The sequence below is a fragment of the Photorhabdus khanii NC19 genome (genome assembly GCF_000517265.1).
Taxonomy (GTDB): domain Bacteria; phylum Pseudomonadota; class Gammaproteobacteria; order Enterobacterales; family Enterobacteriaceae; genus Photorhabdus; species Photorhabdus khanii.
This window is the reverse complement of the sequence record NZ_AYSJ01000014.1, coordinates 378,928-380,959: the sequence shown is the minus strand read 5'-3', so window position 1 is coordinate 380,959 and position 2,032 is coordinate 378,928. Positions and strand designations below refer to the sequence as shown.

The window sequence follows — 2,032 nt, the reverse complement described above, 5'->3', positions numbered from 1 at the left end:
TCTCTCCTGTTGGAGAGTATCAGTGAGGAATTAATGATAAGTACAGACGATGTGGTTAATCATATTCAGTCAATTTACCGAAAATTTGATTTGCCACTGCATGCAGAATTAAACGATTTGCTGCAAAGAAAATAAATTTGATCTTTATATTATAGAAAGATTTGTCACTATTGGTAGAATAGATTTAGATCGACTATACATTTAAATATCAATAATCAAATTTTAAGACTAGAAAAAGAGGAATGATAATATGAATAGTAAATTAACCATTTCATCCCAAGTAATTAATACATTAGAGCAAAGTAATGAGCCTTGGGGAATAAAGGATAAAAACGCATGTTTTATTTATGTCAATCAAGCAGTTAAACAACTTCAAAATATTCCAAGTTCTTTTGACTACGAAGGGCTGTATGAACATGAACTTCCCTGGGATGGTGCCGATTTTGCCAACGAATACATGCTCCATGATAAAAAAGTGATGGAAAGAGAAGAAAGAATATGTTCACTTGAAACACATGTACATGGGAAAGATCAAATTCTGTCATCTTATTTTTTTGAAAAATACCCTCTTTATCATGAAGATGGGAGTTGTATGGGCGTTCTATATCATGGTTGGCAAGCTCAGGACTATTCATTAACCCGTCTATATCATGGGAAACTCCCTGCATCTATTCTGTTCCAGCCACCAACTGATTTATTTACTCAGCGGGAATGGGATATTATTTTCCTTCTTTTACAAAAGTATACCAGTAAGCAAATGGGCAAAATGTTGGATATCTCTTATCGCACTGTTGAAACTCATATTTCACGGATATATAAAAAAATTGGCGTTAATTCCAGTTACCAATTGGAAGATTATTGCCGAATAAATGATTATGATCTCTATGTACCAGAAAGATTTGTGCATCCGGAAAGTAGAATGTTTCTTTAGCCTCTAGATTAAAAAGACGTTTTTATTAACATGAAGAAGAACTAGACAATACCACCACAGATTATTAACACAATGGAAATGAGCAATGAGCCGTGGGGAATAAAAGATAGTTCTTCATCCAAAACGAAACCAACCTCAGACCTGACTCAGGTTTGCAAAAAAACGCTTCATCCCCTTCAAACATATATTCAAACCTTCCGGTTCGGATAAGTTGTTTTTCAACTAAAAAATCGGCCGTTAGCCCTAAATTTTTAATCACTGTTAGCATTACTCATCCCCCCTTATTCATCTCATCATGACAACTGCGTCCAGCCAGATCATGATATTCCCCCACTGCTAGCGGTTTCACCGGCAGTTTACTTAAATACACATGCACTGGCGGCATATTCAGAATGGGGAAGATCAGAATATAATCGCAGAAATCCTTTTCTCCCGACTCCCAGAATGCATAATTACCGATGGTCCGATTCAGTTTCATCTTGCAAACCGGCACTTTACCCAGACCGCTTTCCGCGGCCGACATGATACCCCTGAACTGTCATCCTGCCACTTCCACCGTTTATACCATGGCAATTTTTTATCCCACGGCTTATCCAGCACCGGATTGTTACAAATATCTAAGTTGAACTTAAAATACAACTTTATATCTCGTAGCTATACCATTTTAAGTAAGTTTTTTATCCCATTATTCTTCAAAAACTAAATTAAGCAGAACTTGACTAACCTTAATTTTATTTAAGAATAGCTATTCCAACAGTAGGTAAATTTAAACCCATATTTTTGGCTGAAAAGCTCATATAGTTGATTATGCTTACATTTCCAAAATATATATTACCGAATTACAATATCTCGCCTGCTCTATTTAAGAAGCATTCTTTAATTGATCGCACATTATTTCAATTAAGTACTATTTTATTCGCATTATTCTGGCTCAGAGATAACACCTTTTCTTTCATCTTGTTACAAATCATTGTCACATCAATAGCTCGCTCCATCTTTAGCTCATGACAGAAAATTCTTGATATATGTCACTTAATTGCCAATGACTTAATAATCTAATTCATTAATTTAATTACTTAGTAATCACTCTAAAATGTTTTC

General features: G+C 34.8%; 1 protein-coding gene and 1 pseudogene. One reads left to right on the top strand and one right to left on the bottom strand.

The window, feature by feature from the left end; translation table 11 throughout:
- The first annotated feature begins 250 nt into the window (after positions 1–250).
- Positions 251–931: a helix-turn-helix transcriptional regulator gene (locus PTE_RS17200; protein WP_036849167.1), complete on the top strand. Its 681-nt coding sequence runs from the start codon at positions 251–253 to the stop codon at positions 929–931.
- Positions 932–1,235: 304 nt separating this feature from the next.
- Here the strand turns inward: PTE_RS17200 and PTE_RS17190 are convergent.
- Positions 1,236–1,482: pseudogene (locus tag PTE_RS17190) on the bottom strand (S-type pyocin domain-containing protein); the annotation flags it as partial.
- Between the last annotated feature and the right edge of the window lie 550 nt (positions 1,483–2,032).

Coding starts and splice junctions, on each gene's coding strand:
- PTE_RS17200 (WP_036849167.1), top strand. CDS start 251: ATGAATAGTAAATTAACCATTTCATCCCAAGTAATTAATACATTAGAG.